Genomic DNA, 26,789 nt, shown 5'->3' on the forward strand with positions numbered 1-26,789 from the left:
GGGGCGGTCACCCCGTGCGCTTGTGGCTCCGTGCGACCGCGAGCGTCAGGACCACGCCACCCCAGGCGGCGAGCGCCGCGGCCTGGGGCCACAGCAGGTCGAGTCCAATCCCCTTCAGAAAGATGCCCCTGACGATCACCAGAAAGTAGCGCAGCGGGATCACGTACGTCGCGTACTGGATCACCCGCGGCATGTTCTCGATCGGAAAGATGAAGTCCGACAGGTAGATCATCGGCGTCAGAAAGAAGAACGTCGCCGTCATCATCGCCTGCTGCTGCGTGTCGGAGATCGTCGAGATCAGCAGGCCGAGACCGAGCGTGCAGATCACGTACAGCATGCTCGTGCCGAGCAGCAGCGCGAAGCTGCCGCGGAACGGGACTTCGAACCAGAGCACCGCGACGGCGGTCACCAGCAGCACGTCGATGAACGCGATCACCCCGTACGGCAGCAGCTTGCCCACGATCAGCTCCCAGCGGCGCAGCGGCGTCACGTTCAATTGCTCCAGCGTGCCCAGCTCCTTCTCGCGGACGATCGCCATGGCGGCCAGGTTGGCGGTGACGAGCAACAGCAGCAGCGCCAGCACGCCGGGGATCATGAAGAAGCGGCTCTCCAACTGGGGGTTGAACCACACGCGCACGCGCAGATCGATGACCGGCGCCGCCGTCGTGAGCCCGGCCGCCGCCGCGGCGTACTCCCCCACCAGGGCCGTCGCATAGCCGAGCGCCACCGTCGTCGAATTCGAGTCCGAGCCGTCCGCGACGAGCTGCAGCGACACCGGCTCGGCGGCCGCCACCGCGGCGCCGTATCCCGGCGGGATCGCCAGCGCCAGCCAGGCATCGCCGCGCTGGAGAAACGGATCCACCTCGCGCACGGTCGTCACCGCGCCGATCACCGTGAAGTTCCCCGACCCCTCGAACCGTGCGATGAGGTCGCGGCTCGCCGGTGAACGGTCGCCGTCCGCCACGATCACCGGCACGTCCCGGACATCCGTCGTCGCCGCGTAGCCGAGCATGGTCAACTGGATGATCGGCGCGACGATGACGATGCCGAAGAGCCGCGGGTTCTGGCGCAGCTCGAGGAACTCCTTCCACACGAGGCGGCGCAGGCGCTGCATCAGTGCCTCTCCCGGGCGAGGCGCACCGCGGCGAGCGCGAGCATGGCCAGCGCGTAGATGGACAGCGCCAGCATCTGCGGCCAGAGAAGCTGCAGCGGCGTCCCCTTGAGGACGATGCCGCGGAGCGCGATCAGGAAGTAGCGCGCGGGCACCCCGTACGTGATCACCTGCAGCGCGTGCGGCATGCTCGAGATCGGGAAGATGAATCCCGAGAGCATCAGCGTCGGCAGAAAGGACGTGAGCATCGCGGCCTGGAAGGCGACCTGCTGCGTGTCGGCGACGGTGGAGATCAGCAGCCCGGTGCCGAGCGCGCCGGCGATGAACAGCGACAGCGCCAGCAGCAGGGCGAGCCAGTTGCCGCGCATCGGCAGGCCGAAGAGGAGCATCGCGGCGCCGATGATCAGCCCGGCGGAGGCGAGCGAAATGAAGAAATAGGGAATGCTCTTGCCGACCACGAACGAGAACGTGTCGATCGGCGCCATGCGGACCTGTTCGATGGTGCCGCTCTCCTTCTCACGGACGATCGACAGCGCGGTGGAGATCACCGCGGTGATCATCAGGATGTAGGCGATCAGCCCGGGAACGAGGAAGAGCGTGCTGCGCAGCTCGGGGTTGTACCAGATCCGCGGCTCCACGGCGATGAGCGCCGCCGGGACCGAACCGGGCGCCAGCGCGGCGCCGGCGCCGCGGGCGATGTTGCCGGCGTAGCCCATCACCGTGGTCGCGGTGTTGGCGTTGTCGCCGTCGATGATCATCTGCACCTGCGGCGCGCGTCCGGCGGCGAGGTCGCGGCCGAACCCTTCCGGGATCACCAGCGCCGCCCGGGCGCGGTTCAGATCGAGCAGGCGATCGAGCTCCTCCGGCGCGTACACGTCCGCCACGCGATCGAAGTAGCCCGAGTTGACGAAGGCGGAGACCAGCGCGCGGCTCTCGGGCGTCGCGTCGCGATCCTGCACCGCCAGGGCGATGTGGCGGATGTCCCAGTTGAGCGCGTAGCCGTAGAGCAGCAGGAAGAAGGCGGGCACGAAGATGATCGTCGTGAGCGTGCGCCGATCGCGCGAGATCTGCCGCAGCTCCTTCCGATAGACCGCCAGCGCTCTGGTCATGGGTGTCGCGAGGGGCCTGGCTTCCCGGGCTGCGCGGACGGCTCCGCCGCTGCCGCTCGTTCGCTGCGATCGATGACGTCCAGGAAGACGTCCTCGAGCGACGGCGCGACGGCGGCGATTCCCTCGACGGCGACCCCGGCGCGCGCGAGCTGCTGTTCCACGCGCCCCGGCGTCACGTCGGCGCTGCGCAGGACGGCGTGGACCGCGGTGCCGAACAGGCTGGTCTTCTCCACGTCAGGCAGCCCATCCAGCACACGCATCGCCTCGACCGAGTCGGCGGCACGCACTTCGACGATCGGACGTCCGGCGAAGATCTGCTTCACTTCCGTGGTCGTGCCGATCACCGCGAGGCGTCCGGCGTGAATCAGCGCGACGCGGTGGCAGCGTTCGGCCTCGTCCAGGTAGTGCGTGGTCACGAGCACCGTCACGCCATCCGAGGCGAGCGCGTCGATCAGCCGCCAGAACTGGCGCCGGGAGAGCGGATCCACGCCTCCGGTCGGTTCGTCCAGGAACAGAATCGCCGGCTCGTGCAGGATGGCGCAGCCGAGCGCGAGCCGCTGCCGCCAGCCGCCGGCGAGATCCCGCGCCAGCGTCGATTCGCGTCCGGCGAGCCCCGCCATCTCGATGACGAAGCGGCGGCGCGCCTCCAGCTTCGCGGCGTCGAGGCCGTACACGCCGCCGAAGAACCTGATGTTCTGGTCGACGGTCAGCAGCTCGTACAGCGAGAAGCGCTGCGACATGTAGCCGATGCGGCGCTTGACCCCTTCGGGATCGCGCGTGACGTCGACGCCGCCGACCAGCGCCGTTCCCGATGTCGGCTTCAACAGCCCGCACAGCATGCGGATCGTGGTGGACTTCCCCGCGCCGTTGCTGCCGAGGAAGCCGAACACCTCGCCGCGGCGCACGTCGAAGCTCACCCGATCGACGGCGACGAACCCGCCGAAGCGGCGGGTCAGATCGCGGACGGCGATCGCCGCCGGTTCACTTGCGGCCAACGGCCCTCTCCAACCGCGCTTCCGCCAGGCGGACGCCGGCGATCGCGCGCGTGCGATCGAGCTCGGCCTGCAGCCGCGCGATCAACGCGTCGAGCACTTCCGTGCTCGTGAGCACGCCCGCCCGGTAGCGCTCGCCGACGACGCGCTCGGCCTCGACCGCGGCGCGGACGCCGTCGTCCGCGGCGACGACCGCCTGGCGGCTCGACTCGAGCTCCAGCGCGCGCGCCCGCACCTCGAAGGTGACCTGCCGGTCGAACTCGGTGACGCGGGTGCGAAGCGCCGCGGCTGCGGCGGAGGCTTCGCCGTGCTCGGCGGCGCGCCGTCCGCCGTCCCACAGCGTCCAGGACACGTTGAAAGACGCGTCCCACGCGGTCTTCCAGTCGCGCGCGCGCGGGAAGATGCGTGGATTCGGCCGGGCGTAGTCGTAGCCGCCGCCGATGCCGATCTGCGGACGGCCGGCCGCCGCCGCCGCAGCGGCGCGGGCGTCGGCCGACGCGGCCCGCTGCTCGAGCCCGTGCCGCTCGGCCCTCGCCCGCAGGGCCTCGGTGACCAGCGCCGCGGTCGCCGGGAGCGCCGGCGCGGCGGGGCGATCCGCTGCGGCGGCGGGCGCCACGGTGACGGTGTCGCGCCCGGTGAGCCGCGCCAGATCCGCCTCGGCGATGGCGCGCTGGTTGGCCGCTTCGAGCGCGAGCAGCCGCTGGTGCGAGGCCTGCGCCTCGGCGGAGGCGACGTCGTTCGGCGGCACCACTCCGGCGGCCAGGCGCGCGCGCACGTCGCTGACGTGCGCGTCGACCGCCTCGAGCGACCGGCGCAGCACCGCTTCGGTCTCGCCCGCGGTGACGGCCGCCCAGTACGCGCGGGTGATCTCGAGCCGCAGATCGGCCCGCGCGGCGTCGACGTCGCTCGCGATGGCGCTCCGCTCGGCCCGCGCCGCGCGCTCGAGCGCGTCGGCGCGTCCGCCGGTGTAGATCGGCCATTGCAGATCGAGGCGCGCGCGATAGTTGTCGGGAATGTCCGGGTAGACGACCTGCGGCGCGCGGCCCGGCAGCGCGATCGCGAACTCGTCGACGTGGTTCGTGCGCGTGTATCCCCCCTGCAGCGCCACCAGCGGCCGCTCCGCGGCGCGGCGTCCGGCGATGGCAAAGTCCGCCGCCTCGGCGCGCGACTGCAGCTCGGCGAGCCGCTGGCTGTTGGCCAGCCCGTGCGCGATCGCTTCGTCCAGCGTCAGCGGAGCGGATGTCGAGGTCTGTGCGGCGGCAGCCGCCGGCACGAGCAGGCACAGACAGAGGACGGACGCGTGTCTCATGGCGGTCACCTGGAGGTTGCGATCAGATCGATGAACACGTCCTCGAGCGAGGCGGTCACCGGACGGATGCCGACCGGCTGAATGCCGGCGGCGCGCAGCGCGCTGTCCACGGCGGCGATGGCCTCCGCCGGATCGGCCGACTGCAGGCGGACGTGGGCGCGGTCGCCGAACGACTGCACGTCGATCGCTCCGCGCGCCCGCGACAGCACGTCGAGCGGCGGCCGCGGCGCGTCGGCAATCACTTCCAGCATCTGACCGCCGAGCCGCGCCTGCAGCGACGCCGGCTCGTCGATCGCCAACAGCCGCCCCTCGTGCAGCAGCGCGACGCGCGCGCAGCGCTCCGCCTCGTCCAGGTACGGCGTCGCCATCACGATGGTCAGGCCGCGCGATCGGAACTCCGACAGCAGCTTCCAGAATTCCCGCCGCGACACGGGATCGACGCCGGTCGTCGGCTCGTCGAGGAGCAGCAGCCGCGGTTCGTGCACCAGCGTGCAGGCGAGCGCGAGCTTCTGCTTCATGCCGCCCGACAGCCGGTCCGCCCGGCGGCCGCGGAACGCCGTGAGCTGGGTCATCTGCAGCAGGCGATCGCGCGCCGCGCCGTAGCCGCGCACCCCGTGGATCTCGGCGAAGAACGCGATGTTCTCGTCGATCGTGAGATCCCCGTAGAGGCTGAAGCGCTGCGACAGATAGCCGACGTCGGCGGTGATCGCGCGATGCTCGCCGATCGGGTCGCGGCCGAAGATGCGGATCGTGCCGCCGTCGGGGCGCAGCAGCCCGCCCGCCAGGCGGATCGTCGTCGTCTTGCCCGCACCGTCGGGCCCGATCAGGCCGAACATCTCCCCCGGGCCGACGTCGAACGAGATCGCATTCAGCGCCGTCACCGCGCCGTAGCGGCGGGTGACGCCCGCGAACCGGATCGCGTCCGCGCTCATCGCAGCTCCGCCTCGACCGGCATCCCGGGCTTGAGGATCCCCTCGCGGTTGTCTGCGGTGATCTTCACGCGGTAGACCAGCTTGGATCGCTCCTCGGCGGTCTGGACGTTGCGGGGCGTGAATTCTGCCTTCGGCGAGATGAAGGTGACGGTGCCGGCGAGCCGCTGCCCGGCGTCGGTGACGATCGCGGCGGCCTGCCCGATCTTCAGCGTCGGCACCAGGCGCTCGTCCACGTAGACGTTGGCCCACGCATGATCGAGGTCCGTGATGACGGCGAGAGGCGCACGCGGGGCGGCCATCTCTCCCGCATCGAGCAGCTTCGCCGTCACGACGCCGCTCACCGGCGCCTTGACGACGGCGTCGCCGGCGTTCTTCTGCAGCGAGGCGATCTGCGCGTCGATGGCGGCGACACGCGCCCGGGCGGCGTCCAGCTCCTGCGGCCGGGCGCCGGCGCGCACGCGCGCCAGCGCGTCGGCCGCAGCCTGGGCGCGCTCCTGCGCGGCGCGCAGCCGCGCCGCCGCCACGTCCCGCCTCGTCCGCGCATCGTCGCGCTGCTTGACCGAGCCGGCGCTGGCGCGCAGCAGCCCTTCGAAGCGCTCGAGGTCCTGCGCCGCGGCGTCGACCTCCGCCTGCGCGCCGCGGACCTCCGCCTGGGCCGATTGCGCCTGTGCCGACGCCTGCCGGATGTCTTCGGCGCGCGAGCCGGCGCGCAGCAGCGCCAGCTGCGCCTCGGCCTGGGCGCGCTCCGCCCGGGCGCGCCGCAGCGCCAGCTCGGTGTCGGCGGTGTCGATGCGGGCGATGACGTCGCCGGCCGCGACCCGCGCCCCTTCGGCGGCCTTCATCTCCAGGAGCCGTCCGCCGACTTCGGCCGCGACGCGCACCTCCGTCGCTTCGACGTAGCCCGAGGCGCGCGGCGCCGCCGCACCGTTGCCGCGGGTGCATGCGAGCGCGGACATGGCGGCGAACACCAGGAACACGGCGGTCGAGAGTCGATGGCTCATGCGATCTTTCCTTCGAGCTGGGCCAGCGTGAGCCGCTGGACGTGCGCGACGAGGTCGTCGCGCGAGACGGCGAGGCGCGCGGACGGCGCGGCGCGCTCCAGTTTCCGGCGGAGCCGCGCCGACGCGAGGAAGAACATCAGCGGCGCGATGATGCCGCCCTGCAGCACCATCGGGTTGACCGGACGGAAGCGGCCGCGGCGGCAGCCCTCGGCGACGATGGCGCCGAGCGCCGCGAGCACGTCGCGGATGTATTCGACGGTGGCGGCGTCGACGTGCTCCCCCCCCTCGGCCAGCTCGCGCAGCCAGATCTTCGGGAAATGGGGCCGGGCTTCGGCGGCGCGGGCGATCGCCTCGACGTAGCGGCGGATCTTGTCGTCGGGGGGGTCGGGCGAGGCGACGACCTGCGCGACGTCGCGGCGCACGGCGTCGAACATGTCGCGCAGGATGGCGCGATAGAGCGCGGCCTTGCTGTCGAAGTGGTAGTAGATCATCGCCTTGTTGAGCCGGGCGGCGCGGGCGATGCGGTCCATGTTGGCGCCGGCGTAGCCGCGCGCGGCGAACTCGGCCGCGGCGGCGGCGAAGACGCGGTGGCGGGAGTCGGCGGCGGCGCGCCTGGGACGGGGCATGGGAATTAACTAACTAGATAGTTAACTACGTGAGCAGCGGATGTCAACCCGGCGAGGGGCGAGGCATGTGAGCGACATCAAGAGTTTTCGCGACCTGGATGCGTGGCGAGTCGGCATGCAAGCCGTCGCAGAGACCTACCGGCTCACGAGCACGTTCCCCGACCGAGAGCGTACGGCCTGATCGCTCAAATGCGCCGCGCCGCGATCTCGATTCCCTCGAACGTGGCCGAGGGACAGGTCGTGCGCGCGCCACGCTGGTCGCTCCGGCAAGTCGCGATCGCGATCGCCTCCTGCGCTGAACTCGACACGCAACTCGATGCGGCCGTCCGGCTGCACGTCGTCGACGATCCCGGCGCCCTCCCGCTGCGACACCTGCTCGAACGCCTTCAGCAGGTGCTCCACGGCCTCCGCCGTGCGAAGCACCGCCAAATCGCCGCTGGCGCCGCCGCCGCGACCGGGATGCTGTTCATGGTCAGTCTCACACTGACCTAGCCGGTTCCGCACTCGAACCGCGAACCTCGATCCTCGCTCCTCGCTACAGCAGCTCCGACAACCGCGCGTACCCCGCCCGGCTGACCGGCAGCCGCGTGCCGTCGCGCAGCGTCGCCATCCGGCTGTCTTTCGCATACAGCTCCACCTTGGCGATCCGATCGACGTTGAGAATGAACGACCGGTGGATGCGCACGAAGCGCGCCGGATCCAGCATCGCCTCGACCGCGGCGAGCGTTTGATCTTTCAGGTACTGCTTGCCGCCCGACTTGAACGCGACGTAATCGTCCTGCGCCTCGACGTAGTCGATCGAGTCGGCCGGCAGCACGTGGACGTTGGCGCCGTCGCGAATCAGGATCCGCTCCGCCGGCCCGCTGCGCGGTTTCGCGTCGCGGACGAGGTCCTCCAGCGGCAGCGCCGCCCTGGCCCGCAGCCGCTCGCGCGCGCGCTGCATCGCCTCCTGAAACCGCTCGGCGCTGAACGGCTTGAGCAGGTAGTCGACGGCGTGCACCTCGAAGGCGCGCAGCGCGTACTGGTCGTAGGCGGTGACGAAGATCACCGGCTGGTCGCGGCCGAGCAGCTCCAGCACTTCGAAGCCGTCCAGCTTCGGCATCTGCACGTCGAGCAGCACCAGATCCGGCGTGTGCTCCGCCACCGCCTTGACGGCCTCGTAGCCGTTGGCGCAGTCCGCCACGATCTCGAGGCCGGGGTCCGCCGCGGCGTATTCGCGCAGCACCGCGCGCGCCAGCGGCTCGTCGTCCACGATCACGACGCGCAGCGTGTCACTCATGCGACGGAATCTCCACTCTGACGACGAACCGGCCGTCGCGCTCCTCGGTGGCGAGGAACGCCTCGCCGCCATAGGCGCTGTCGAGGCGCTCGCGCACGTTGCGCAGGCCGAGGCCGGTGCCCCGCCCCGGCGGACGATCGGGATCGCAGGGATTATCGACCGTAATCGCCAGCCCGGCGCCGTGCCGCCGGGCGCGCACGCGGACGATGCCCCCGTCGAGCACGTGCGCCACGCCGTGCGTCACCGCGTTCTCGACCAGCGGCTGCAGCAGCAGCGGCGGCACCGGCAGCGCGTCCGCCGCCGGCTCGCTCTCGATGTCCACCTGCAGCCGATCGCCGAAGCGCACCTGCTCCACCGACAGGAACTTGCGGACCAGCGCCAGCTCGGCCGACAGCGCAATCCGGCGGCGCGCCCCGAGCGCCAGCGTCTCGCGCAGGAAGTCGGCCAGGAGCAGGCACATGCGCCGCGCCGCCGCCGGCTCCGCGGTGGTCAGCGCGCTGATCGACTGGAGACTGTTGAACAGGAAATGCGGATCGATCTGCGATCGCAGCGCGCGCAGCTCGGCCTCGCGCGCGAGCACCTGCAGCTCGAGGCCGCGCCGCTCGGCGTCCCGCGAGACCGCGAAGGCCGCCGCGAGATAGCTCACCGCCATCGCCAGCAGATAGAGCAGAAAGCCGAACCCGAAGAGGGTCGGGGCGGCGGCGCGGAAGGAGCCGGCGAGGTCGCCGCGGCCGAACGACGCGATCAATCCGAGCCACGCGCGGGCGATCAGCAGCCAGACCGCGCTCGAGAGAAACGCCGACATCGTCGCCGTCGCGGCGACGCGGAGCGCGCCGGTCCGATCCACCGGCGAACCGCCGGTCACGTACCACGCCGACAGACAGAGGAATCCGTAGGAGATGGCCAGCGGGATGGCGACCGCGGCGGCCGTGCCCCAGGCAAACACCCCCTGCACCGCCAGCAGCCCCGCGAGCAGGGCGCCGAGCGGCACCCAGATCGCGATGTAGGCCGCGAGAGTCCCTGGGCGCGCCAGGATCGGGTGCATGCGCTAGGCGACCGGCTGCTGCTCGAGCCGATCGCCGCGGTTCTTGATCGTGACGCCGCCCATGATCACCACGCCGCGGACGACGAGCCGCTTGAGCGGGCCGCCCTGCGGCGCGCGCGTCTTGTCCTCGACGCCGCCCATCAACGGCATCACCCGTGTCACCACCGTCCAGTCGTCCGGCACCTTGATGTCGATGCCGCCCCAGAACGCGAACACCTCGATCGCCGCCTCGCGCCCCGGCGGGATCGAGGCCTGGCGCAGGTCGATCTCGCAGCCGCCCATCACCGCCGTCAGGTCCGCGCCGACGAACGCCTGCGAGCTGCTGCGCCGCGACACGCCGCCCATGATCGCGAAGGCGCTGAAGCTCGATTGCCCGTCGGACGCCGCCTCGGCCGGATCGCGGCGCCGTCCGCCGAATCCGCGCCACACCATGTACCCGCCGAGGGCGACGAGCAGCAGCGGCATCAGATCGCGCACGTTGATGGTGAAGTAGAGGATGCCGTTCAGCAGCATCCAGGCGCCGACGCCGATGAAGATCAGCCCGCTCACCCATCCGTGGCCGCTGCTGCGCGCCTGAACGATTTTCAGCAACCCGACCGCGACGAGCCCGGCGGGCCAGTAGCGGATGTAGTCGCGCGCGTTCAGCACCTCGAGGTTGTCGAGCGTGAACAGCACGCCGAGGGCGACGATCATCAGACCGAAGAGGACCTGCGCGCTCGGGCCGCGACGCGCCGCGGGCGGTGCGGGGGACATGGTCATCGCCAGCCTCGAATCGCGATCAGCGCGCCGACGAGAATCAACAGGAGCGGCCAGGACGTCGCGAACGTGAGTCCGAACACGTTGGCCTGCGAGATCAGGATCCAGCAGCCCAGCCCCACGAGCCAGACGCCGCCGAACCATCCCTGAGCGCGAGCCTCGCGGATCTTCCCGGGCACCGGGCCGTCGCCGTGTCCGACGCGGCTGTACGAGCCGAGCACGATCGAAGCGCCGATGGCGATGAGCACGAACGGACCAATCAGCCGTCCCGCTTTGACGTCCACCGCGCCCGTCGTATCGAGCAGCATCGCGAACCCGACCGCCAGCACCACCGCGCCGGCGGTGATGGCTCCCGTCTGCACCCGCGGTCCCGGTCCGTCACCCATCGTCGTGCCTCTCGGTAATGCTTCGCGTGTCGGCCGGATTCCGCACATCATCACAGGAACCGCCACAGCGCCTGGAACCAGCCGGCGACCTGCGCGACCAGCACCACGGCGAGCGCGCCGTAGTCGCGGTCGGCCACCGCCGAGAGCACCGGGTCCGGCCGGGTCCACCAGAGGGACATCAACGCACCGGCCGCCATCGCGCTGGCGAGCCCGACGGCGGCGTTCAGCTGAAGGGCGATGCGAGTAGTCATGCCTGCGTTCCTCTCACCGTCAGATTACGCAGCCGCCGGCCCGCCGGTGGGCGGTTTCCGGCGAATGGCGCTCCGGCGCCGGCAAATGCCGCCGAAGCTTGGTAACATCCTGCTCATGCACAGCCATGTGAGACGGATGGCGCTGGCACTCGTGTGCCTCGCGGGGGCGGCGTCCGCCGTGGCGGCGGGTCCGCTGCAGGACGACTTGAAGGCCCGCCGGGGCCGCGCCATGGAACGGCTCGGCCCCGACGCCCTCGCCATCTTCTGGAGCGCGCCCGAGCGCGTCTACTCCACCGACGTCAACTACGAGTACCGCCAGGACAGCAATCTGCTCTACCTCACCGGCATCGATCAGGAGGACACGATCCTCGTCCTCATGCCGGGCAACGCCGCGCGCAAGGAAGTGCTCTTCATCCGCGAGGCCGACGCCCGCCGCGAGCACTGGAACGGGCACAGCCTGACGCCCGCGGAAGCGGCCGCGCAGAGCGGGATCGCCGCGGTCATGACGCTCAACCAGTTCGAAGGGTTCGTCGCCGGCGCGCTGTCGAACCAGGACCGGCCGATCGCCACGCTGTCGCTGCTGCTGGAGCCGCAGCGCAACCTCACCGATCCGCCGGGTCCCGCCCGCCAGTTCGCCGCCCGCCTGCGCGAGCGGTTCTTCGGGTTCCAGGTGAAGGACGCGACGCCGGTGCTCAGCGAACTGCGGCAGATCAAGACGCCCTACGAGCAGGACCTGATCCGCAAGAGCGCACTCATTTCCGGCGAGGCGCACAAGGCGGGGATGCGGGCCGCCGCGCCGGGCAAGTACGAGTACGAAGTCGAAGCCGCCATCGAAGAGGTGTACCTGCGCAACGGCGCGATGAGCTGGGGGTACCCCTCGATCGTCGGCAGCGGCCCGAACGCGACCATCCTCCACTACAACAAGTCGTCGCGGCAGATGCAGAGCGGCGACCTGCTGCTCGTCGATGCCGCCGCCAACTATCAGGGGCTGACGGTCGACATCACGCGCACCTATCCGGTCAACGGCCGGTTCACGCCGGAGCAGCGCCAGATCTACGAGATCGTCCATGCGGCGCAGGAAGCGGGTATCAAGGCGGCGAAGATCGGCGCGCGCACGCAGGACATTCAGAACGCCTGCGACGAGGTCCTTCGCGCCGGGCTGGTGAAGCTCGGCCTCGTCACCGAGCCCGCCGGCAACCAGTTCAAGATCTGGGCGACCCATGGCGTGACCCACTGGATCGGCCATGACGTGCACGACGTCGGCGTCCGCGGGAAGCCGCTCGCCGCCGGGATGACCTTCGTGATCGAGCCGGGAATCTACATCCGTGAAGCGGCGCTCGAGAACCTGCCGAAGACCGCCGAGAACGCCGCCTTCGCCGCAGGAGTTCGCGCCGCGGTGCAGAAGTACAAGGACATCGGCGTGCGCATCGAGGACTCGTTCCTGCTGACGGAGAGCGGGCTGGAAAACCTGTCGCGCGCCGTGCCCCGGACGCTCGACGCCGTCGAACGCTTCATGGCAGACAAGGGGACGCGTTGAAGAAGGCGGTACTCGTCGTTCTCGGCCTCCTCGCCGCGGTCGTCGTCATCGGGCTGCCGCTCTTGGTCGGCGTGCGCCCGTTCATCGGCCCCAAGGCGCGGCCGCTCACCGACCGCCGGTTCGAGCCGACGCCGGCGCGCATGGAACGGGGCAGGTACCTCGTGACCAGCGGGACGGCGCCGTGCGTCCTCTGTCATTCTCCGCTGGACGTGTCGGGAGGCGGGTTGCGCGTGCCTGCCGGCCAGGAACTGACCGGACGCAACTGGGCGCCGGACGGCGCGCCGTTCCTCACCGCGCAGAACCTGACGCCGGATCCCGAGACCGGCATCGGCAAGCTGTCGGACGATCAGCTCGCGCGCGCGATCCGCGAGGGAATCTCGCACGACGGACGGGCGCTGTTCCCGATCATGCCCTACGGCAACTTCAGCGCGATGAGCGACGAAGACCTCGCGTCCATCGTCGTGTACCTGCGATCGCTGCCGCCGGTGCGCCACGCGAGTGCGCCAAGCGCGATTCCGTTTCCGCTCAACCGGCTGATCAACGGGGCGCCGCGTCCGGTTGAATCCCCGGTGACGCCGGATCTGTCGACGCCCGAGAAGCGCGGGGCGTACATCGCGCGCGTGGCGGTCTGCACCGATTGCCATTCGCCGCGCGACGACCGCGGGAATCGCCCCGACGGCATGGAGTTCGGCGGCGGCACGGCGATGACCTACGAGGGACGGAAAACGGTCTACAGCGCCAACATCACGCCGGGCGTCAACGGCATCCCGTACTACACCGAGGCGCTCTTCATCGAAGCGATGCGGACCGGCAAGGTGCGTTCGCGCGAGCTCGATCCGATGATGCCGACGATCTACTACCGGAACATGACCGACGGGGACCTGAAGGATCTCTTCGCCTACCTGAAGTCGCTCGCCGCGGTGGATCACTACGTGGACAACACGATGGCGCCGACGAAGTGCGAGCGCTGCAAGCTCACGCACGGTGGCGGCGAGCGGAACCGGCCGCAGACGTAGGCCGGTCCTCCAGCGCCTGCCGGCTGTTATCTGGAGGAGAGCCCGGCCTCGCGGCGCGCCTTCTCGAGCGCCGCGAGCGCCTCCATCACTTCCTTGCGGGCCGCCTCGCGCTCGCGATCGGTCAGGGCGCTGCGGAACTTCTTGATGGCCTGCTTGAGCGCCCACTGCTCGGACAGCGTCAGCAGCGCCTGCGCGACCAGGTGACCGCCGGTGAACCCGGCGTACGGCTGCGCCAGCTTCGGCGTCACCATGTTCAGGTAGTCCTGATGGGTCATGCCGCCATACGGCGTCGGGCCGATCCAGAACTGTTCCCCGAGAATCTCTTCAATCGTCGGCTTCCGGCCGAAGACCTCCAGACGGAACACCGGGTTCTGCTCCTTGAGCTCGATCGCCGGCGGCGCCGCGAGCGCGCGCTGGATGCGGTCGATCGAGACCGGCAGGTCTTGCGCGGGGGGCGTCCCCGCCGGCTGCTGCAGCATCAGGAACCCGGCAAGAAGGACGGGAGCGGCCGGCATATCTTCGTTATAAGACGACGCAAACTGCGATCCGGCTGCGCGGCCGTGGGACGGAAACCGTCCGGCGGCGGACATCGAACGCCGTGCACGGCGCCCCAGGCGAAGCCGCAACGTTCGCGCTGTCAAACAATTACGTGAATCCCCGGCGGCGGCACGGGTCTCGCTCTCCGGCTCAGGCCTGCTGACGCTGACTGCGCCGGCGGCACCCCGGGTGCCGGCACGCCGCGCCGCGCGGCTCGATCAGATGACCGCCCTTCGGGGCAACTGAGAGGTTCGATGCTCAAAGGCCTGCTGCACGACGTTCGCTACGCGCTGCGCCTGATGCTCAAGACGCGGGGACTGACGTCCGTGGCCGTTGTCACCCTCGCGCTGGGGATCGGCGCGAACACCGCCATCTTCAGCGTGATCGACGCGCTGCTGCTGCGGCCGCTGCCCTATCCCGACCCGGAGAGGCTGGTGATGGTGTGGCAGGACCTGCGCCCGCGCGGCGGTCCGGCCACGGAGTGGACCGGGCCGTCGCAGCACTTCGACTGGAAGGCGGAGACTGCCGTCTTCGAGAGCCTCACCAGCGTGCGCGGCTGGAACGCGAGCCTGTCGGGCGGCGAGTACGCGGAGGCACTGCCGGGTGAGCAGACCACGTACGAGTACTTCGACGTGCTGGGCGGCCGGCCGATCTTCGGCCGGACGTTCCGCAACAGCGACGACATCCCGAATGCGCCGCGCGTGGTCGTCCTGAGCCATCGGCTGTGGAGGCAGCGCTTCGGCGCCGACCCGGCGGCGATCGGACGGGCGGTGCAGATCAACGGCGAGCGCCACGAGATCATCGGCGTGATGCCGGAGTCCTTCACCCCCGGGCTCGTCAGCACCGCGGCGCTGTGGCGTCCCCTGCGCATGAACCCCGTCAACCCGTCGCGCAACTCGGCGGTGTTCCGCACCATCGGGCGCTTGAAGCACGGGGTCACGATCGAACAGGCGCGCGCCGGCCTGGCGGCGCTGGCGGCGCGTCTCGAGCAGGCGCATCCCGAGTCCGACTCCGGCAAAGGCATCAATCCGGTCCCGCTCCAGGAACAGCGGGTCGGCGCTTTACGTCCTGCGTTGATGATGCTGCTCGGCGCCGTCGGTTTCGTGCTGCTCATCGCCTGCGTCAACATCGCGAACCTGCTCCTGTCGCGCGCCAGCGGACGCGTGCGGGAGCTGGCGGTGCGGCGCGCCCTCGGCGCCGACCGGCGGCGGATCGTCCGGCAGCTCCTCACCGAGAGCGTGATGCTCGCCGCGGCCGGCGGCGCGCTCGGCCTCCTGGTGGGGGTCTGGGGCGTCTCGGCGCTCAAGAGCATCGCGCCCGCCGGGACGCCGCGCATCGACGAAGTCGGGCTCGACGGCACCGTCCTCGCCTTCGCGACGGCGCTGACGCTGCTCACCGGCCTGCTGTTCGGCAGCGTTCCCGCATGGCACGCCGGACGCGAGCAGTTCACCAGCGCGCTGAAGCAGGGCGGCCGCGGTCAGACGGGCGATGGCGGCAACCGCGCGCGGCGCGCGCTCATCGTCGCGGAGCTGGCGCTCGCGCTGGTGCTGCTGGTCGGCGGCGGCCTGCTGATTCGCACCTTCCTCGCGCTCCAGCGCGCCGACCTCGGCTTCAATCCCCGGGGCGTCATCGCCGGATTCGTCCTGCCGCCGCCGGCCGCCTATCGCACCAGCGCGCAGCGCGTGGCGTTCTACGACGCGGTGCGGGCGCGGACCGCGGCGCTGCCCGGCGTGACGCACGCCGCACTGTCGTCGGTGATTCCGCTCGGCGGCGACAGCGACACCAGCTTCCTGATCGAGGGGCGTCCGGCGCCGACCCGCAGCGCCGACGCCCTCGTGACCTGGTATCGCGTGGTCAGCGCGAATTACTTCGCCGCGATGGAGATCCCGCTGCGCCGCGGACGCCTCTTCGCGGACCGCGAACCCGAGCCGACCGTCGTCGTCAACGAGACGATGGCGAAGCAGCACTGGCCGGGCGAGGATCCGATCGGCCGCCGGATCCGGCTGGCGGACGACGGCCCGTGGTTCACGATCGTCGGCATCGTCGCCGACGTTCAGGTCCGCGGCGCGCGCGGCGCGAACGTCGTCGAGACCTACGTGGGCTACTGGCACACGCCGGAGGCGGGCACCAACGTCGTGCTGAAGACCGCGACCGAGCCGGCGGCGATGGCGGAACCTCTGCGCCGCGCGATCAAAGAGGTCGATCCGAACATCGCCGTCGCCGGGCTCGCGAGCCTCGACTCGTTGATCGCTGAATCCAACGCCAGCTCACGCTTCTACGCGCTGCTGGTCGCGGTGTTCGCGTTCGTCGCGCTGGTCCTCGCGGCGGTCGGCATCTACGGCGTCCTGTCGTATGCCGTGTCGAGGCGGACGCAGGAGATCGGCGTCCGGCTCGCGCTCGGCGCGCGCGAGGCGCAGATCTTCGGGCTGGTCGTCGGCGAAAGCCTGAAGCTCGCGGCCGCCGGACTCGCGCTCGGCCTGGCCGGCGCGGCGCTCGTCGGGCGCGCGCTCGAGCGGCTGCTGTTCGGTGTGCGCGCGACCGATGTCCTCACGTTCGCCGCCACCGCGCTGCTGCTCGTCGTCGTCGCGGCGGTGGCCAGCTACGTGCCTGCGCGCCGCGCCATGCGCACGGATCCGATCGAGGCGCTCAGGGCTGAGTAGGGGAAATTTGGAAATCTGGAAACCGCGTGGAAACTGGGGAGATGTCGAAATCTGGTAATCTGACTCAGATTTCCAGATTCCCAGATTTCCAAATTTGAGATCCTGACTATGTCCTTTTTCAGCCGAAGCTCGCCGCCTGCGGCGGCCGCCGCTGCCAGCGCCGCCGAGAGCGAATCGCTGGCGCCGAACGCGCTGGTTGCGCTGCGCAACATCGAGAAGTCGTACGCGCACGGCACGAGCCGCTCGTACGTGCTCCGCCGCGTCAACGTCGACGTCAAGGACGGCGAGTTCGTGTCGATCATGGGCCCGTCGGGCGCGGGCAAGTCGACGCTGCTGCACATCATCGGCATGCACGACAGCGCGTGGACCGGCGAGTACTATTTTCTCGACCAGCCGGTGCACCGGCTCGGCGCGAAAGAGCGCGCCAAGCTGCACAAGCAGTACATCGGCTTCGTCTTCCAGAGCTACCACCTGCTCGATCACCTGACGGTGTACGAGAACCTCGACATCCCGCTCTCGTATCGCGACATCAAGAAATCCGAGCGCGAGAGCATGGTGTGCGACATCCTCGACAAGTTCGCGATCGTCGGCAAGAAGGACCTCTACCCGAACCAGCTCTCCGGCGGCCAGCAGCAGCTCGTCGCCGTCGCCCGCGCCGTGATCTCGAATCCGAAGGTCATCCTGGCGGACGAGCCCACCGGCAACCTGCACACGAGCCAGGGCAAGGAAATCATGGAGCTGTTCAAGAAGCTGAACGAGGGGGGCACGACGATCGTGCAGGTGACGCACTCGGAAGTGAACGCCGGCTACGGCAGCCGGATCATCCATCTGCGGGACGGCTGGATCGTCGACGAATAGGCGAAAGCGGAAGGCGGACGACGGAACGAAGCCGGACGTACTTCCGTCTCCGTTCCGTCGTCCGTCGCGTATTCACCAGCGCGGCTCGCGCTTGCCACCCCCGCCGCCGTATCCGCCGCCGCCGCCATACCCTCCACCGCCGCCGCGATCGAAGCCCCCGCCGCCCCGGCCGCGACCGCCGCCGCCCCCGCCCCCGAAGCCCCCTTCCGGCTTCGGCCGCGCCTCGTTGACCACCAGCGCGCGTCCTTCCATCTGCTGCTCGTGAAACTGGCTGATGGCCTTCTGCGCGTCTTCGTCCGTCGCCATCTCAACGAAGGCGAAGCCGCGCGCACGGCCGGTGGCCATATCGCGCATCACTCGCACGTTGTCCACCTTGCCGGCCTGGCCGAACAGCTCGGTTAGCTGCTCCTCCGTCGCGGAATAGGGGAGGTTGCCGACGTAGAGTCTCCTGCCCATGCTGTCACTTACTCCTGGCTGGCGCGCGGAACGGTTGGGGCGGCAGGCCGCCGCGCGCAGCCGGCCGCCATCCGGGCGAAATGTAGCAGGATATGTGCCGCGCGGTTTACAGTGAAGATATGCTCCGCCGCCGCAGACTGGCCCTCGTGTGCCTGGTGATTTTCGTCATCGCCGGCGCGTCCCGGTGCGGTCCGCCGGCTGAGCAGCAGCGGACCTATCCCCTGCGCGGACAAATCCTCAGTATCGGGGAGCCCCGTGCCGACGGCCGGCGCGAGATGTCCGTGAAGCACGAGGACATTCCGGGCTTCATGCCCGCCATGTCCATGGCCTATTTCGTCAGGAACCCGGCGATGCTCGACGGCCTGCAGCCCGGCGACCTCGTCAGTGCCACCCTCGTGATCGCCGGCAGCGACATCCACCTCGACGACGTGAAGAAGACGGGGCACGCCGACCTGCCGCCCGGCAGCCGTCCCGTCCGCGTGATGGAGGTGATGAACGCCGGCGACCAGGTCCCCGACGACGCGCTCGTGGATCAGGAAGGGCGGGCGCGCACACTTTCCGACTGGCGCGGGAAGTCACTCGCCGTCACGTTCGTGTACACCAGATGTCCACTCCCGGACTTCTGTCCCTTGATGGATCGGCGTTTCGCGGACGTCCAGCGCGCGATCGCCGCCGATCCGGCGCTGCGGGAGCGGGCGCATCTCGTTTCCATCAGTTTCGATCCGGCGCACGACACGCCTGACGTGATTCGCAAGCACGCGGCGCTGCGGGGCGCCGATCCGAAGACGTGGAGCTACGTGACCGGGACACGGGCCTCGATCGACCATCTCACCTCGCGGTTCGGCGTGTCGACGATCGACGAGCAGGACACGGCACAGAGCATCACGCACAACCTGCGGACCGCGATCGTCGATCCGCAGGGACGGCTGGTCAAGATGTACTCGGGCAGCGACTGGACGGTCGATGGGATCCTTGCCGATCTCCGCGCCCGCTAGGTCGGCATTCACCACGCGCGAGCGCGCGGTCATTCGGCGCTGCCGCACACCCGAGTTGGTGCAGCGCTATCTGAACGCGCTGCCCTACAATGACGAGCCGCCGCCCGGCGGTGCGACGCTCCGCAGCTTCCGCGGCGTCGTCGCCCACGGCACTGCGCACTGCATGGAGGCGGCCCTCGCCGCCGCGACGATTCTCGAGCAGCACGGCTATCCGCCGCTCATTCTCAGCTTCGAGTCGATCGACGAGCTCGATCACGTCCTGTTCGTCTACCGCCGGCGGGGGCGCTGGGGCGCGGTCGCCCGCTCGCGGGATCCCGGCCTGCACGGCCGGAGGCCGGTGTTCCGGACGGCGCGCGCGCTCGCTCTGAGCTATGTGGAGCCGTACATCGACTATCACGGCCGGATCACCGGCTACACCGTGGTCGATCTCCGCGATCTGCTGGGCGAGTACGACTGGCGCTTGTCCGAGCGGAACGTCTGGAAGGCGGAGCGTGTGCTGCTCGAGGCGCCGCACCGCCCGATCAACTCGTCGGACAGCCGCATCGATCGGCTGCGCCGGAAGTACGTCGCGTACCGCCGGCAGCACGACGGCCGCAAGCCGCTGTACTACAAGGATCGGCACACGTGGTCCGCGCTGCCCAAGGGTCACTGGTGACCACGTGCCGCGGCGAGCGAGCGGCGGCCGGCGGGGGACGCCGCCCGGATCAATCCAGATCGAAATCGCGCGTCGGCTTGGTGATCGGTTCCTCGCGCGCCTGGCGGAGCGCTTCCTCGAAGCGCTTCGAGAGGGCATCCCCCCGCGTCCGCTCCTCGGCGACGGACTTCTGGAAGAGCGCCTCGCGGCGCGCCGCCTGCTCGGCCAGGATCCGCTGGGCGTCGTCCAGCTCGGGGCGATCGGCCGACGGCGGGTCGCTGTGGCGGATGACGCGCTGCAGGTTGGTGTCGATGACGAGCATCGCCGAGCAGCACGGACAGGCGACTTCGATTTCGGACTTCAGCTTGGCCACGGCTATTTCTCCATCACGAGCGGCGGGCCCGTGTTCTCGTCCCAGTCCAGGGCGACCGGTGCGCCGGCGGCATCCGTCGCGCGGACTTCGACGCGGCTGATGTGCTCGCGCGAGGTGTTGAAGCGCTGCCCGAACCCGGTCACGAAGCTGGCGAGCGGCGCTTCGAGGCGTCCGCCGGCCGACAGCGTCGGCGACACGCCGCGGTAGTACGAGTTCAGCGTGACGGTCACGTCGCGCCACGGCGACCTGGTCTGGTTCTCGATCACCAGCCACGCCCCGCGCTGGCGGATCGGGGGGAGTTCGGTGCGGCATCCCGCCGCCAGCAGCAGCGCCACGAGCACCAGGAGTATCCCGCGCCTCTCGCGCACCACGCTATGATAATGCGCCCTCCTCATCCATGACCGAGTCGACGGCACAGGACGTCCGGATCGCGACCTACAACATCCACCGTTGCCGCGGCATGGACCGCCGCGTCGTCCCCGGGCGCATCGTCGACGTGCTCCGCCAGATCGACGCGGATGTCATCGCGCTGCAGGAAGTGATCGGCGCCGGACCGGTCGGCGCCGGGCAGGCGGAGGAGATCGGCGCCGCGCTCGGCATGGGCTGGGTGATGAACTGCGTGCGGACGCTGCGGCAGCACCAGTTCGGCAACGTCGTCCTGAGCCGTTATCCGATCGTCCACCACAGCAGCTACGACCTGTCGTGGAAGACCTGCGAGGCGCGCAACTGCCAGCGCGCCGATCTCGACATCAACGGCAGCGTGCTGCACGTCTACAACGTGCACCTGGGGACGGCGGTCCTCGAGCGGCGGTATCAGGCGGGCCGGCTCGCCGCGTTCGTCCACGACCGGCGCGTGACCGGGCCGAAGATCATCCTCGGGGACTTCAACGAATGGATGAAGGGGCTGGCGACCAAGACGCTGTCGTCGCTGTTCGAGAGCGTCGACATCTCGCAGCACCTGCGGCGCCGCCGCACGTATCCCGGTCTCTTCCCGGTCGTCCACCTCGATCACATCTATTACGACGGGCGGGTGGAGGTGGTCAGCGTGGAGATGCCGCGCACCCGGCAGGCGTTGATGGCGTCGGACCATCTGCCGCTGGTGGCGAACCTGCGGATCGGGTGACGCGAGCCGACGACGTCACAGTCGGTCAGGAGGAGACCGCGGTCCGGACGGGCCGCGGCGGGGTGTCCGCGGACGTCGTCGGCTTTCGTGCATAAGACGTTGCAGCGCGCCGTTCGGTTGGCGGGGTTCGGAATGTGGGAATTTGGAAATCTGGAAATGTGGAAATCTTCTCGTAGATTTCCGAATTTCCAAATTTCCCAATTTCCAAATCGGCGTGTAGTACAATTCCGCAAGATGTTGAAAGGCTTCACTCACGCGCGCCTGGCCTGCGGGTGCCGCCTCTCGTTCCGTGAGGGGGTCGAAGGCAGCCCGGTCACCGTCGTGGTCGACCAGAAGGCGTCCTCGTGCCCGCTCACGGTTCACGTCTCAGGGCTGCCGCTGTACGACTATCGCGAAGCACTTCGCCCGCCGACCCGCGTCGGGCCGCCGATCGAAGAAGAGTTCGAAGAAGAGTCGTAGGGCCCGACGCCCCTCACAACAGCGCTTTAATCTCCTTCTCGAACTGCTCTTTCGTCGCCGGGCCGAGATGCTTGGTGCAGATCGAGCCGTCGCGCGCCACGACGAACGACGTCGGATAGCCGTAGAACGGGCCCCACGCGGTCTCGACGTCGGGCGTCATCTGCAGCACCGGATAGTTCATCTTGAACTCCTGCATGAACGACTGCAGCTGCTCCGGGCTGTCGTCGACCGAGATGCCGACGATGACGAGCCCCTTGTCCTTGTACTCGCTGTACAGCTTCACGAAGTCGGGGATCTCCACCTTGCAGGGGCCGCACCAGGTCGCCCAGAAATTGACGATCGCGACCTTGCCCTTGAACTCCGTCATCTTCACCGGCACGTCGTGCTGGTCTTTCAACACGAAGTCGAACGTGCCGACGCCGCTCTGATCGCACGACGGGCTCTTCGAGGCGACGCTGTCGGCGGCGGGACGGATCGCCTCCCCTCCGCCGCTCCTGCCGCGCAGCAGCGGCAGCGTGAGAATTCCGAGCGAGAGCGCCGCGGCGCCCGCGATGATCCAGCGTGATTTCATGATCGTTACTTGGCTGTAGCCTTGAAATAGGCGACGACGCGGGTGAGATCCTGCGGCGGCGGTCCGCCCGACGCGATCACCGCGTAGGTGCGCTGGTTCGCCGACCAGATGATGGCGTCCTGTCCGATCTTCCGCAGCGCGCGCTGGCGCCCCGTGTCCTGCGGCAGCACGAACAGCGACAGCGGCTTGCCGCGCCAGTTGTACATCAGGTGCGCGGCGCGGCCGTCGCTCGAGTAGCAGCGGCGCACGTCGACAAGCTGCAGTTCCTCGGCGGCCGCGGCCGGCGGAATCACCACCGGCCAACCCTGCTTCTGCTGCCACTGACGTCCTTCGTCGGCGGCGTCGACCGGCGCGGCGGGCACGCTGACCTTGAAGCACTTCACGTGATCGACGGCGAGGCTCGCGGCGAGCGCCTCGGCGCCGTCGTTCAAGCCGAGCAGGAAGACGACCGCCACCGCCAGCACTAACGTGGCGGCGACGGAGAGCGGCGCCCATTTTCGCAGCGTGGCGGCGATACCGGGCGGCGCGGCGCCCGAGGCGGGGATGGCGCGGAGCCGGGCGCAGCGCTCGCGCAGCGCCGCCGGGGCCCGGGGACTGAGCTCCGCGCGATGCTCGCGGATCAAATCACGCGCCGTGCGCTCGTTGTCCGCCTGCGTCCGGCACGGCGGGCAGGCGGCGAGATGCGCGCCCACCGCCGCGTTCTCCGCCGGCGCCGCCTCGCCGTCGACGAACGGCGTCAGCCGCTCGTCGAGGTCGCCGCAGTTCCTGATCCGGTCAGCCATGGGTGGTTCTGCTCATGAGACGCCTAATTCCTCACGCCCATCCCCGCCGGCGCCTCGGCGCGGGCGCGGCGGGCCTGCAGCCCTTCGGCGAGGGCCCGCCGTCCGCGCGAGATGCGCGACATCACCGTGCCGATCGGCACGTCGAGCACGCGGGCAATCTCCGCATACGACAGCTCCTCGACGTCGCGCAGCCAGACCGCCTGCCGGAACCCGTCCGGCAGCGCGTCGAGCGCCGCCTGCAGATCGGCGTCGAGCGTCTGCCGGGACAGGATCTGCTCCGGCGTCTCGTCGGCCGGACCGTCACCGGCGGCCCGCTCGACCGCCTCGCTGTCCACGTCCACCGGGTTGCGCCCCTGGTGGCGGCGGGCGTTCCTGAACGTGTTGTGGAGGATCGTGAACAGCCACGCCTTCAGGTTGGTGCCGGCCTCGAACTGATGGGCCGCGCGAAACGCCTTCAGATACGTGTCCTGCACCAGATCCTCGGCGTCCGCCGCCCGGCGCGTCAGGCGCAGCGCCAGCCCGTAGAGGCTGTCGATGTGCGACAAGGCCGCGCGTGCAAACTCGTCGTCGGCACCGCGATCCTGGCCCCGGGTGGAAGAACGGCGGAACGCCATGTAGGAAAACACCGGCGGGATGCCGGTTTATTCCTCGATTGTATCGCGCGGAGGACACCGGCCGTTGCCGGCGGGGGACAGTCGAGCGCCGCCGGATCACGGAATTCGCGGCCGCGGCGACCTCGGCCGGGGGCACGTGGCTTGCTGCGCGCCCCGGACGGGCGGTTTGGCCGGGGACCCTGCCGTTGCGGCAAACGTCTTAGTCACAGTAACATCGGCACCATCCGAGGTGGAGACATGAGTACGCGCACCTGGCGCGGTTTACGCGCGCCGTTCGGCATTGCTTTTCTGAGCGTCTTCGTCGCGGGCACGATCGCCGCCAGCGCACAGACGCCCTTCGTGCCGTACTACAACAAGAATCGCATCAAGTACGACCACTTCAAGTGGCACACCTACACGACGGATCACTTCGAGATCTACTACTACCCGGAGATCGAGCCGCACCTCGAGCGCATCGCCAGCTACGCCGAGAGCGCCTATCAGCAGGTCAGCTCGGATCTGAAGCACGACCTCGCGTTCAAGGTGCCGATGGTCCTCTACAAGACCGCGAGCGAGTTCCAGCAGCAGAACATCGAGCCCGGCGAACTGCCCGAAGGCGTGCTCGCGTTCGCCGAACCGTATCGCGATCGCATGGTGCTGCCGATCGACGAGCCGTCCGACGCGCTCTACCGCCTGATCACCCACGAACTCACCCACATCTTCGAATTCGACATCATCCCCCGCACGCTGCTGCGCCGCGGGCTGCCGCTGTGGGTCGACGAGGGGCTCGCCGACTTCAACACCGGCTACTGGAACCCGTTCGACCTGATGTCGGTGCGCGACGCCGCGATCGCCGACATCGTCCCGCCGATGAGCGATTTCCAGGGCGTGCAGTTCGCCGACGGCCGCCTGCCCTACAACCTCGGCCACGCCGCGTTCGAGTTCATCGAGTCGAAGTGGGGGAAGGAAGGGCTGCGGCAGTTCCTCTTCGCGCTGCGCAAGAGCGTGATCGGCGGCGGCGACAGCGCCTACGAGGAAGCCTTCAAGCTGAAGCCGGATGAATTCGACGAGCAGTTCGACAAGTACTTGAAGGACCGCTTCAAGCCGTTCCGCGACAAGGAGCGGCCGCAGGATTACGGGCGCGACCTGGCGCCGAAGCGGGGGAAGACCAATTACGTGTCGGTGGTCTCCATCGAGCCGTCCCCCTCCGGCGACATGCTGGCCGTGGCGGCCGGCAACCGCAAGGATCAGGAACTGGACATCATCCTGCTGTCGACCAAGGACAGCAAGGTGATCGGCAATCTCACCGGCGGGTTCAACACCGGCTTCGGATTCGAGTACATCGCGACGCCGGGAGGGTTCCGCGGCAACGCGGTGCCGTGGATGTCGTGGTCCCCCGTCGGCGATCGCATCGCCTACTTCGCGCGCAAGGAGAAGCAGAAGGAGCTGGTGCTCCAGAACGTCCTGTCGAAGAAGATCGAGAAGCGCCATCAGATCAAGTCGGTCGACATGGCGGAGTCGCCCGACATCAGCCCTGACGGCCGGATGGTCGCGTTCGCCGGCCTGCGCAACGCCGTCGGCGACATCTTCACCATCAATCTCGACACCGGCGAAATCAAGAACGTGACGAACGACAGCTTCGGCGACTACGGGCCGACCTGGTCGCCCGACGGCAAGTCGATCGTCTACCTGGCGCGGGTGAGCGGCAACGACAAGCTGTTCCGCCTCGATGTCGCCAGCGGACAGAAGACGCAGCTCACGTTCGGCACCCACGACGAAGGGGCGGCGCAGTTCATCGACGCCGACACGCTGGTGTTTCCGTCGACCGCGGTCGATCCGAACCAGCCGATCACCCCGGAGGTGGCGCGCAACGGCAACATCTACAACGTGTGGACGCTCAGCCTCAAGACCAACGAGCTGAAGCAGTACACCGACGCGCTCGGCGGCAACGTCTCGCCCGTGGTCCTGCGGGACGAAGGCAAGGCCCAGCGGGTGGCGTTCATCACCTATTACAAGGGGGAGTACGGCATCCACACGGTGCCGTCCCAGAAGGAAGCGCTGCACACCGTCGCCACCGCCGACTTCGGCACGCCCGGGCCGATCATCGAGTTCCAGCCGCCGCTCAGCCACACGCTGGTGGAGAGCAACAAGCGCGTGAAGGGGCGGTTCGAGAAGCTGTTCCTGGAAGGACGCCCGCCGGTCAATGTCGGGGTCACCAGCGGCGGCGACATCTTCGGCGGCACGCAGGTGACCTTCACCGACGTCCTCGGCGATCAGCAGTTCAGCCTGTATGCCGAGTCGGTCTCGCAGTACCGCACGCTGTCGTTCTCGTACCTGAACCTGTCGCGCCGCCTGCAGTACGCGCTGCAGGGCTTCTCGCAGACGCAGTTCTACTACGCCAACAACGCCGGCACGTTCTACGCCGCGCAGTACGGGTTCCTCAGCCACGACGACGCGCTGGCGACGCAGACGGCGCGCGGCGGCACGGCGTTCGGCATCTATCCGATCAACCGCTACGCGCGATTCGAGCTGTCGGGCGGATTGATCCAGTTCCAGCAGCGCTACGACGACCCGGACCTCCAGGCGGTGGCCGACGACTACCAGCAGCAGTTCTACGGCCGGAGCCTGTTCGCCGACGGCAAGCTGCTGCCGCTCGGCATCGCCTACGTGCGCGAGACCACGGTGTTCCGCGAGTACGGCCCGCTCTCCGGGCATACCCTGCGGGTCGGCTACGAATACGCGCCGAAGATGAGTGGCTTCATCTCGCGGCAGACCGCCGACGTCGACGCGAGAAAGTACATCCGGCTGGCCACCAACGGCGTGCTCGCGTTCCGTTTCCGCGGCCTCAAGAGCTGGGGCGATTACCCGTCGTACCTGTATTCGGGCGGCAACTCCGAGCTGCGCGGGTACGAGTATCTCGAGTTCATCGGCAACAAGGCGTTCTTCGCCAACGCCGAACTGCGCTTCCCCGTCATCGAGGCGGCGCTCACGCCGCTCGGCGTCATCGGCGGACTGCGCGCGGTGATGTTCGCGAATTTCGGCGGCTCGCAGTTCGCGCAGAACAAGCTGCGGCTCTACACGCGCGAGCCGATCAGCCAGCAGCCGATCCTCGACTACGTGCAGAATCCGTTCACCGGCCAGATCACGCCGATTCTGGGGCCGGTGAAGAACGTGACCGGCTTCCGTCTGGTCGACGGCCGTGCGTCCTACGGCATCGGCCTCGAGACCTTTGCGCTCGGCTTCCCGATCCATTTCGACTGGTCGTGGCGGACGCTGTTCAACAAGGACTGGGAGGACCTCGTGTACTCGTACCGCGCGGCGCTCGACGGCGAGAGCAGCGGCAGCCGCTGGCTGCGCCGGCCGAAGTTCAGCGTCTGGATTGGCTACGACTTCTAGTA

29 protein-coding genes are annotated in these 26,789 nt (G+C 69.3%); 10 read left to right on the forward strand and 19 right to left on the reverse strand.

Going from position 1 to position 26,789, the window contains the following annotated elements; genetic code table 11:
- Positions 1-7: 7 nt before the first annotated feature.
- From VFK57_23820 to VFK57_23850, 7 genes are read right to left on the reverse strand one after another with little or no spacing between them, the layout of a single operon-like run.
- A complete protein-coding gene (locus tag VFK57_23820) occupies positions 8-1,114 on the reverse strand; it encodes an ABC transporter permease (protein ID HET7698766.1) in 1,107 nt (368 codons plus the stop codon).
- A complete protein-coding gene (locus VFK57_23825) occupies positions 1,114-2,220 on the reverse strand; it encodes an ABC transporter permease (GenBank protein HET7698767.1) in 1,107 nt (368 codons plus the stop codon). Before VFK57_23825 ends, VFK57_23820 begins: the two co-directional genes overlap by 1 nt.
- Complete coding sequence (locus VFK57_23830) at positions 2,217-3,215, reverse strand: ABC transporter ATP-binding protein (protein ID HET7698768.1); 999 nt, start codon at positions 3,213-3,215, stop codon at positions 2,217-2,219. The genes VFK57_23825 and VFK57_23830 overlap by 4 nt, the downstream gene beginning before the upstream one ends.
- The gene (locus VFK57_23835) at positions 3,202-4,521 is read right to left on the reverse strand and encodes a TolC family protein (protein ID HET7698769.1); all 1,320 of its coding nucleotides are present in this window, start codon (positions 4,519-4,521) and stop codon (positions 3,202-3,204) included. The genes VFK57_23830 and VFK57_23835 overlap by 14 nt, the downstream gene beginning before the upstream one ends.
- 5 nt (positions 4,522-4,526) lie before the next feature.
- Positions 4,527-5,453 carry an ABC transporter ATP-binding protein gene (locus VFK57_23840; GenBank protein ID HET7698770.1) on the reverse strand — a complete coding sequence of 309 codons (927 nt, stop codon included), beginning with the start codon at positions 5,451-5,453 and terminating at the stop codon, positions 4,527-4,529.
- The gene (locus VFK57_23845) at positions 5,450-6,454 is read right to left on the reverse strand and encodes an efflux RND transporter periplasmic adaptor subunit (GenBank protein HET7698771.1); all 1,005 of its coding nucleotides are present in this window, start codon (positions 6,452-6,454) and stop codon (positions 5,450-5,452) included. Before VFK57_23845 ends, VFK57_23840 begins: the two co-directional genes overlap by 4 nt.
- Positions 6,451-7,080 (reverse strand): TetR/AcrR family transcriptional regulator, encoded by a 630-nt coding sequence (locus VFK57_23850; protein HET7698772.1) that lies wholly within the window; start codon positions 7,078-7,080, stop codon positions 6,451-6,453. The genes VFK57_23845 and VFK57_23850 overlap by 4 nt, the downstream gene beginning before the upstream one ends.
- A 102-nt stretch (positions 7,081-7,182) precedes the next feature.
- Between VFK57_23850 and VFK57_23855 the strand changes: the two genes are divergently transcribed.
- Positions 7,183-7,572 carry a four helix bundle protein gene (locus VFK57_23855; protein ID HET7698773.1) on the forward strand — a complete coding sequence of 130 codons (390 nt, stop codon included), beginning with the start codon at positions 7,183-7,185 and terminating at the stop codon, positions 7,570-7,572.
- Positions 7,573-7,615: 43 nt separating this feature from the next.
- Here VFK57_23855 and VFK57_23860 read toward each other — a convergent pair whose 3' ends face one another.
- The 5 genes from VFK57_23860 to VFK57_23880 are packed head-to-tail and all read right to left on the reverse strand — an operon-like array spanning position 7,616 to position 10,797.
- Entirely contained in the window at positions 7,616-8,359 is a 744-nt protein-coding gene (locus VFK57_23860) for a LytTR family DNA-binding domain-containing protein (GenBank protein ID HET7698774.1), read from the reverse strand.
- The gene (locus VFK57_23865; protein HET7698775.1) at positions 8,352-9,404 is read right to left on the reverse strand and encodes a histidine kinase; all 1,053 of its coding nucleotides are present in this window, start codon (positions 9,402-9,404) and stop codon (positions 8,352-8,354) included. Before VFK57_23865 ends, VFK57_23860 begins: the two co-directional genes overlap by 8 nt.
- Positions 9,405-9,407: 3 nt before the next feature.
- Positions 9,408-10,163: a DUF5668 domain-containing protein gene (locus VFK57_23870; protein ID HET7698776.1), complete on the reverse strand. Its 756-nt coding sequence runs from the start codon at positions 10,161-10,163 to the stop codon at positions 9,408-9,410.
- Positions 10,160-10,546, reverse strand: a complete 387-nt coding sequence (locus tag VFK57_23875) for a hypothetical protein (protein HET7698777.1) — start codon at positions 10,544-10,546, stop codon at positions 10,160-10,162. The genes VFK57_23870 and VFK57_23875 overlap by 4 nt, the downstream gene beginning before the upstream one ends.
- Before the next feature lie 50 nt (positions 10,547-10,596).
- Positions 10,597-10,797: a hypothetical protein gene (locus tag VFK57_23880; protein HET7698778.1), complete on the reverse strand. Its 201-nt coding sequence runs from the start codon at positions 10,795-10,797 to the stop codon at positions 10,597-10,599.
- Between the two features lie 115 nt (positions 10,798-10,912).
- Here VFK57_23880 and VFK57_23885 point away from each other — a divergent pair, with 115 nt between their 5' ends.
- On the forward strand, positions 10,913-12,334 hold the full coding sequence (locus VFK57_23885; GenBank protein ID HET7698779.1) for an aminopeptidase P N-terminal domain-containing protein: 1,422 nt from the start codon (positions 10,913-10,915) through the stop codon (positions 12,332-12,334).
- A complete protein-coding gene (locus VFK57_23890; protein HET7698780.1) occupies positions 12,331-13,350 on the forward strand; it encodes a hypothetical protein in 1,020 nt (339 codons plus the stop codon). The genes VFK57_23885 and VFK57_23890 overlap by 4 nt, the downstream gene beginning before the upstream one ends.
- A gap of 26 nt (positions 13,351-13,376) precedes the next feature.
- Here VFK57_23890 and VFK57_23895 read toward each other — a convergent pair whose 3' ends face one another.
- The gene (locus tag VFK57_23895; GenBank protein HET7698781.1) at positions 13,377-13,865 is read right to left on the reverse strand and encodes a hypothetical protein; all 489 of its coding nucleotides are present in this window, start codon (positions 13,863-13,865) and stop codon (positions 13,377-13,379) included.
- A gap of 276 nt (positions 13,866-14,141) precedes the next feature.
- On the opposite strand from VFK57_23895, the gene VFK57_23900 reads away from it, so the two are divergent.
- Together VFK57_23900 and VFK57_23905 are read left to right on the forward strand one after the other, a co-directional pair.
- Positions 14,142-16,547, forward strand: coding sequence for an ABC transporter permease (locus VFK57_23900; protein ID HET7698782.1), 2,406 nt, complete (start codon positions 14,142-14,144; stop codon positions 16,545-16,547).
- 108 nt (positions 16,548-16,655) lie between these two features.
- The gene (locus VFK57_23905; protein HET7698783.1) at positions 16,656-17,405 is read left to right on the forward strand and encodes an ABC transporter ATP-binding protein; all 750 of its coding nucleotides are present in this window, start codon (positions 16,656-16,658) and stop codon (positions 17,403-17,405) included.
- Positions 17,406-17,477: 72 nt separating this feature from the next.
- Here VFK57_23905 and VFK57_23910 read toward each other — a convergent pair whose 3' ends face one another.
- The gene (locus VFK57_23910; GenBank protein HET7698784.1) at positions 17,478-17,861 is read right to left on the reverse strand and encodes an RNA-binding protein; all 384 of its coding nucleotides are present in this window, start codon (positions 17,859-17,861) and stop codon (positions 17,478-17,480) included.
- A 119-nt stretch (positions 17,862-17,980) separates the two neighbouring features.
- Between VFK57_23910 and VFK57_23915 the strand changes: the two genes are divergently transcribed.
- Both VFK57_23915 and VFK57_23920 read left to right on the forward strand, forming a co-directional pair.
- On the forward strand, positions 17,981-18,856 hold the full coding sequence (locus tag VFK57_23915) for an SCO family protein (GenBank protein HET7698785.1): 876 nt from the start codon (positions 17,981-17,983) through the stop codon (positions 18,854-18,856).
- A gap of 58 nt (positions 18,857-18,914) precedes the next feature.
- Positions 18,915-19,511 carry a hypothetical protein gene (locus VFK57_23920; protein HET7698786.1) on the forward strand — a complete coding sequence of 199 codons (597 nt, stop codon included), beginning with the start codon at positions 18,915-18,917 and terminating at the stop codon, positions 19,509-19,511.
- Positions 19,512-19,560: 49 nt separating this feature from the next.
- On the opposite strand, the gene VFK57_23925 is transcribed toward VFK57_23920, so the two are convergent.
- Together VFK57_23925 and VFK57_23930 are read right to left on the reverse strand one after the other, a co-directional pair.
- Positions 19,561-19,863, reverse strand: coding sequence for a hypothetical protein (locus tag VFK57_23925; protein ID HET7698787.1), 303 nt, complete (start codon positions 19,861-19,863; stop codon positions 19,561-19,563).
- A 2-nt stretch (positions 19,864-19,865) separates the two neighbouring features.
- Positions 19,866-20,231, reverse strand: a complete 366-nt coding sequence (locus tag VFK57_23930; GenBank protein HET7698788.1) for a hypothetical protein — start codon at positions 20,229-20,231, stop codon at positions 19,866-19,868.
- 29 nt (positions 20,232-20,260) lie between these two features.
- Here VFK57_23930 and VFK57_23935 point away from each other — a divergent pair, with 29 nt between their 5' ends.
- On the forward strand, positions 20,261-20,986 hold the full coding sequence (locus VFK57_23935) for an endonuclease/exonuclease/phosphatase family protein (GenBank protein ID HET7698789.1): 726 nt from the start codon (positions 20,261-20,263) through the stop codon (positions 20,984-20,986).
- 234 nt (positions 20,987-21,220) lie between these two features.
- Positions 21,221-21,445, forward strand: coding sequence for a hypothetical protein (locus VFK57_23940; protein ID HET7698790.1), 225 nt, complete (start codon positions 21,221-21,223; stop codon positions 21,443-21,445).
- 13 nt (positions 21,446-21,458) lie between these two features.
- Here the strand turns inward: VFK57_23940 and VFK57_23945 are convergent, their stop codons facing one another.
- The 3 genes from VFK57_23945 to VFK57_23955 are packed head-to-tail and all read right to left on the reverse strand — an operon-like array spanning position 21,459 to position 23,424.
- On the reverse strand, positions 21,459-22,016 hold the full coding sequence (locus VFK57_23945; GenBank protein ID HET7698791.1) for a TlpA disulfide reductase family protein: 558 nt from the start codon (positions 22,014-22,016) through the stop codon (positions 21,459-21,461).
- A gap of 5 nt (positions 22,017-22,021) precedes the next feature.
- Complete coding sequence (locus tag VFK57_23950) at positions 22,022-22,798, reverse strand: zf-HC2 domain-containing protein (GenBank protein HET7698792.1); 777 nt, start codon at positions 22,796-22,798, stop codon at positions 22,022-22,024.
- Between the two features lie 23 nt (positions 22,799-22,821).
- Positions 22,822-23,424 (reverse strand): sigma-70 family RNA polymerase sigma factor, encoded by a 603-nt coding sequence (locus tag VFK57_23955; GenBank protein ID HET7698793.1) that lies wholly within the window; start codon positions 23,422-23,424, stop codon positions 22,822-22,824.
- A gap of 225 nt (positions 23,425-23,649) precedes the next feature.
- Between VFK57_23955 and VFK57_23960 the strand changes: the two genes are divergently transcribed.
- On the forward strand, positions 23,650-26,787 hold the full coding sequence (locus VFK57_23960; GenBank protein HET7698794.1) for a hypothetical protein: 3,138 nt from the start codon (positions 23,650-23,652) through the stop codon (positions 26,785-26,787).
- The last annotated feature ends 2 nt before the right edge of the window (positions 26,788-26,789 follow it).

This window comes from Vicinamibacterales bacterium, assembly GCA_035699745.1.
In the GTDB taxonomy this organism is placed as follows: domain Bacteria; phylum Acidobacteriota; class Vicinamibacteria; order Vicinamibacterales; family 2-12-FULL-66-21; genus JAICSD01.